Origin of the sequence: Paraglaciecola sp., from assembly GCF_030730205.1 — a bacterium.
Taxonomy (GTDB): Bacteria; Pseudomonadota; Gammaproteobacteria; order Enterobacterales; family Alteromonadaceae; genus Paraglaciecola.
In genome coordinates this window covers 1-5,542 of sequence record NZ_JANQVQ010000038.1, presented here as the reverse complement: position 1 = coordinate 5,542, position 5,542 = coordinate 1, and the positions used below count along the sequence as shown (strand labels likewise).

At 39.6% G+C, this 5,542-nt stretch carries 4 protein-coding genes; all 4 read left to right on the top strand.

What is annotated here, in order from left to right:
• Positions 1-1,771: asparagine synthase (glutamine-hydrolyzing) (gene asnB, locus NWQ57_RS03710; protein WP_306020717.1), on the top strand; the 1,771-nt coding region annotated here is incomplete at its 5' end.
• A complete protein-coding gene (locus NWQ57_RS03705; protein ID WP_306020716.1) occupies positions 1,764-2,873 on the top strand; it encodes a glycosyltransferase family 4 protein in 1,110 nt (369 codons plus the stop codon). The genes asnB and NWQ57_RS03705, both read left to right, overlap by 8 nt.
• 75 nt (positions 2,874-2,948) lie before the next feature.
• Entirely contained in the window at positions 2,949-4,103 is a 1,155-nt protein-coding gene (locus NWQ57_RS03700; RefSeq protein ID WP_306020715.1) for a glycosyltransferase family 4 protein, read from the top strand.
• A 63-nt stretch (positions 4,104-4,166) separates the two neighbouring features.
• Positions 4,167-5,198: an acyltransferase gene (locus NWQ57_RS03695; protein WP_306020714.1), complete on the top strand. Its 1,032-nt coding sequence runs from the start codon at positions 4,167-4,169 to the stop codon at positions 5,196-5,198.
• The last annotated feature ends 344 nt before the right edge of the window (positions 5,199-5,542 follow it).

The window sequence follows — 5,542 nt, the reverse complement described above, 5'->3', positions numbered from 1 at the left end:
AGTGCACCGTCGTTTAAGTATTCTTGATTTAACTGCCGCAGGTAATCAGCCCATGCATTCGGCTTGTGGCCGTTATGTAATGGTGTTTAATGGTGAAATCTATAATTTTGTTGAATTAAAAAATGCCTTGCTTGCAAGTGGCGAAGTTTTTACAACTCAAACTGACAGTGAAGTGTTATTAAAGTTGTATAAATTAAATGGTGCCACTTGTTTATCGCAACTAAATGGTATGTTTGCCTTCGCAATATGGGATAAACAGCAGCAGAGTTTGTTTATTGCGCGTGACAGACTTGGAAAAAAGCCGCTATATTATTATCAAGAGGGAGATTATTTTGCTTTTGCTTCTGAGTTAAAAGCGCTGCTGCCGCTACCTTGGTTTCGAAAAGAATTACGCGATGACGCCATTCAAGATTTCTTTTTTTATCAGTATGTACCTGATCCCAAATCTATTTTCAAACATGCTCATAAGTTACCACCAGCCAGCTACTTGGAATGGCATCAGGGTAAATTAACGCAGTATAGTTATTGGGATATCAGTTTTGCACAAACTGTGCAACTTCAAGAAGAAGAGTTAGCTTTTCAGTTACGGGCACTTATTGATGATGCGGTGCGCATTCGGATGATCAGTGATGTACCTTTAGGGGCTTTTCTTAGTGGCGGTGTTGATTCTAGCGCTGTAGTGGCAAGCATGGCAAAACAAAGTGCTAAACCGGTGACAACCTGTGCCATTGGTTTTGATTCAAAACGCTTTGACGAAGTTGAATATGCAAAGCAAGTCGCAACCCAGTTTGCTACGTCGCACCATGAATTTACAGTTCGAGAAAATGTTACGGCACGCTTTAGCGAAATAAGTCGATATTTCGATGAACCCTTTGCCGATCCCTCCTTTGTTCCCACCTTTTTTGTTACAGAATTAGCACGACAAAGGGTAACGGTTGCTCTAGCCGGTGATGGCGGAGATGAAAGTTTTGCGGGCTATGAAAAATACCTTACCGACGATATTGAGCATCGCTTGAGGAGCAAATCGCCAAAAGGGTTACTCGCCTTAACGCCAGTTTTAGCTAAATTGGCTAATTCAATACCCGGCACAGTGGCAAAAAAAGCAAATACATTATTACGAACTTTAGCATTAACACCTGAGCAAGGTTTTTTTCTAACGAATACGTTTTTTTGCCCAAAACTTTGGCAACAACTCATCAAACCTGAATTTGCTAAAAGTCTTGCTGGTTACGATTCTGCATTAGTAACAACTACAGCCTACAACAAAGCAGATTCTGATAATCACCTTAGCAAAGTACTTTACACTGATTTCAAAACCTATTTGCCTGGCGACATACTCGTCAAGGTCGATCGTATGACAATGGCTTGCTCACTAGAGGCTCGAGCGCCATTATTAGACTATCGTATTGTCGAGTTTGCAGCACGTTTACCTTCGCAATTAAAATTGAATGGCAAAGAAAAAAAGTATCTACTGAAAAAAAGCCAAGAATCCATCTTAACGAAAGATATTTTATATCGAAAAAAAATGGGCTTCTCGGTACCGTTAGCTGAATGGTTGTGCCAAGAATTAAAGCCTATTGCAGAAGCACTATTTTTTGCGAAGGAAACAGGCCTATCGCAATTTTTTGATATGCCGCAGGTAATAAACCTTTGGCAAAAGCATCAACAAGGTGATCACCGTTATACTCAAGAATTGTGGAGTATGATGGTGTTCGAAACTTGGTGGCAACATTACATGCGTAATGAAACAGTAGAATGCAGCCATGCTTAATATTATGCATCTCACCTTTGACATGGGCATAGGTGGTACTGAGCAGGTTATTCGGCAACTCATCTTAGGTTTAGATCCCAAAAGTTTTACCCAGCAGATTTGTTGTTTAGAGCAAGAAGTTGGCGCTATGGGCCAGCAACTGCAAAATAACGGCATCAGGGTTCATGCTTTAGCAAGACAGCCAGGCTTTGACTTGTCGCTCATCAAAAAGTTACGCCAGCTTATTCAAGTTGAGCGCATTGATGTCATTCATTGCCATCAATACACCCCTTGGGTTTATGGCTGGTTGGCGGCATGTGGTTTACACCCTAAGGTAGTATTTACGGAGCATGGCCGTTTTTTCCCTGATCGTTATCGATGGAAAGCTTGGGCAATAAATAAAGCGATGGCGGCAAGCACTGCAAAAATTACTGCTATTTCTGCCGCAACTAAGGCAGCGCTAGAGCAATTTGAATTTATTAATTCTAAGCACATTGAAGTGATATACAACGGTATCGATGCAATCCAAAGCTCGGAACAAGCAAAGCAACAGGTTAAAAACGAGCTCGGTATTTCGGCAGAACACAATGTTATTGGTACTGTGGCAAGATTGGACTCAATAAAAAACCAAGCCATGATGATCCAGGCTTTTGCAATGCTAAGGGATACACATTCGCAACTGCGTTTGCTTATTGTAGGTGATGGCCCTGAAATGAACACTTTGCGGGCATTAACTCAACAGTTAAATGTGGTGGATTATGTCATTTTTGCTGGCTTTAAAAGCCCCGCTATTGATTACATGGCCATTATAGAACTGTTTTTGCTCCCTTCACTTAGTGAGGGCACATCCATGACTTTGCTAGAAGCGATGAGTTTAGGTATTCCTTGCATCGTATCTGATGCAGGCGGTAATGCAGAAGTAATTGCGCATAATCTTAATGGTTTAGTGTTAACAGAAAATACCGCAGCGCATTTAGCTAAAGCAATTGAATATTATTTAACAAATAAGCAGGCTCTTATCGAAGCGGGTGCTCAAGCAAGATTGCGTTTTGAACAATTATTTAGTGCAAAGCAAATGGTCAGTGCTTTTACTGAGATTTATCAGCTAAGTGTTAAGCAATAAAGCCAGTATCAATATAAATGTAACGCTCTAAACTATAGCGTTTTTTATCTCCGATAATATGTTAATGGACGGAACATGAAACCCAAAGTATTGGTCTTTAGTGAGATTTTTCCACCGAAAAATGGCGGTAGCGGTCGTTGGTTTTTTGAATTGTACTCACGAATATCTGCTATCTCACCAACGTTTTTAGTGGGTAAAGCCCATGGCGATGAAGAGTTTGATATAAAACATGCCCACTTAGCTATTCAGCGTTATACTCCAAAACCATCCAGCTGGGGTTTCAAGTCTTGGCCGAGCATAAAAGAATATTGGCGCCAGTATCGGCTATTGAAAGCACAACTGAAAAAGTTTGAAGCGACAGAAATACATTGTTGCCGAATTTTACCTGAGGGTGTGCCTGCCTTACTCACAAAACTACGATATGGTATTCCCTACCATTGCTATATCCATGGTGAAGATATTGAAGTTGCACGAACCAGTCGTGAGTTAACGTTGCTAACTAAATTAGTTATGCGTTTTGCCAGCAAACTGATTTGTAATAGTGAAACGACCAAAGGTTATATTGAAAAATATTGGTCAGCCTTTCAAGACAAAGCCGTAGTATTACATCCTGGCGTTGATACTGATTATTTTACGCCTTTATTACAAAGCACTTCGCAGCCAAAGTTAAATACTGAGCCACTATGTCTTTTAACTGTTGGTCGTTTACAGCAACGAAAGGGGCATGATGTTGTTATAAAAGCGCTGGCAGAGTTGAAGCGCCGCGGAATTATTTATCACTATAGGATTGCTGGTGATGGCGATCAAAAACCTGTGTTAAAAGCACTCGTCCAACAGCATCAGCTTAATGAACAGGTGTTTTTTTTGGATGAGATCACCGATGAAATCTTAAAGAAAGAATATCAACAGTGTGATATTTTTATTTTGGCTAATCGCCGAGTGGGTAATGATGATGAAGGTTTTGGCATGGTACTACTGGAGGCACAAGCTTGTGGTAAACCTGTAATTGCCGGTAAGTCAGGTGGTACATGGGAAACAATGCAACATAATGTATCTGGCTGGTTATTAGATTGCACAACTGAATTTGAACTCGTATCACTTTTAGCCAATAAAAGCGAGTTACTAAAAACACTCCCTTCGTTTGCCTTAGCTGGGCAAGCGTACGTTAATAAAAACTATGGTTGGCAAACGTTAACGATAAAAGCCAAAAAGATTTTTGGATGGTATTAAGTTACAGAGCTGCGATTCAAGCAAGAGGGGTTTATATTAATATTAAAAAATGGTTCATATTAAATGAAAAGACTTAACTCTTTAGACACATTACGCAGTTTTGCAATACTGATTGTTTTGCTTGGTCATAGTGTATTAGGCTATGGCTCGCCTGCACATCTAACTCCGTTACAGCTTGGTGGTATAGGCGTTGACTTATTCTTTGTGCTCTCAGGTTGGCTTTTAGGAGGGCAGTTATTTAAAGAAATGGCTTCGGGTCATGTCGACATAAAACGATTTTGGTATCGTCGTTGGTATAGAACGTTACCAGCCTATTACGCAGTCCTATTGTTTACCGTTCTGCAGCAGTTGCTTACCAAAGACAGTATTGGCAACTACTGGTCATATGTATTTCTTTTACAAAACTACACCTACCCATTGGATATTTTTCATGTAAGTTGGTCTTTAGCTGTTGAAGAACAATTTTATTTATTAATTGCGCCATTAGTTGCTGGCATGTTGTTCCTCGAAAAAAATCAGCGTTTAGCGTTGTTAATTTTGCTATTATTTTTACCCTCGGTATTTCGTCTTTTAGGATGGTTCGAACATTATAATGAAACTCATGTAAGAATTGATGGTTGTGTTATGGGGGTGTTGCTGGCATTAATTCGACATCAATTTAACCAAGCTTGGCAGATACTAATAAAAGCTTCCAGTGTGCTTTTCTTTTTCTCATTGGTGTTATTCGTTCTGTTTTTTCTGCAGCGTTGGTATCCGAATGAATACCTGTCAGAACCTGGTTTTTTAACACGTGCTTTTATGTTTGCTTGCTGGGTGATCTACGCTAACAAGAATGCAATGACTACTTCTCGGCTATACTTCCCGGGTGCGCACTATATTGCGACACGCTCATATTCTATGTATCTATTACATCCCGATGCCATAGCTATTATTAATCGGATTACGATAAACCTAGACTTTACTTTCTATCTGCTAGCAGTGTTTTTACTAACGTTGTTTTTTGCTGAAATACTGTATAAAGCAATTGAAATACCTTTTATGAAACTTCGAGATAGGGTATTGGACCCGACAAAGCATGCATTAAACGCGCGTTAAGTTAAACTGCGTTGCTATTACAATAATAATAAATAGCACACAAAGTTATATGAACAAAGGTTGTAACACAATTTTGTGTAATAAAGGGTAATTTGACCTTTTATTTGCGCTATTAGTAATAGGGGCTCGGTACGTGAAATACGCTTTCTATTGCGTATATTATTTAAAGGTAAATACTGAATTTTCAAAGGGGATCGCCATGAAGGAGTGTGTAAAAAATAGATTATTACGTGGAATTGCCTCTGTCTTTATCCTTTTTGCTGTAGTGTTACTCGGCATTAATAGCTACGGTTTAACCCAACATCTGGCACCTGCCACTATCACTATCGACAATTTGCGCTTTA

What these genes read in the sequence shown, in the direction of transcription:
- NWQ57_RS03705 (WP_306020716.1), top strand. Translation starts at nt 1,764, where the DNA reads ATGCTTAATATTATGCATCTCACCTTTGACATGGGCATAGGTGGTACT.
- NWQ57_RS03700 (WP_306020715.1), top strand. Translation starts at nt 2,949, where the DNA reads ATGAAACCCAAAGTATTGGTCTTTAGTGAGATTTTTCCACCGAAAAAT.
- NWQ57_RS03695 (WP_306020714.1), top strand. Translation starts at nt 4,167, where the DNA reads ATGAAAAGACTTAACTCTTTAGACACATTACGCAGTTTTGCAATACTG.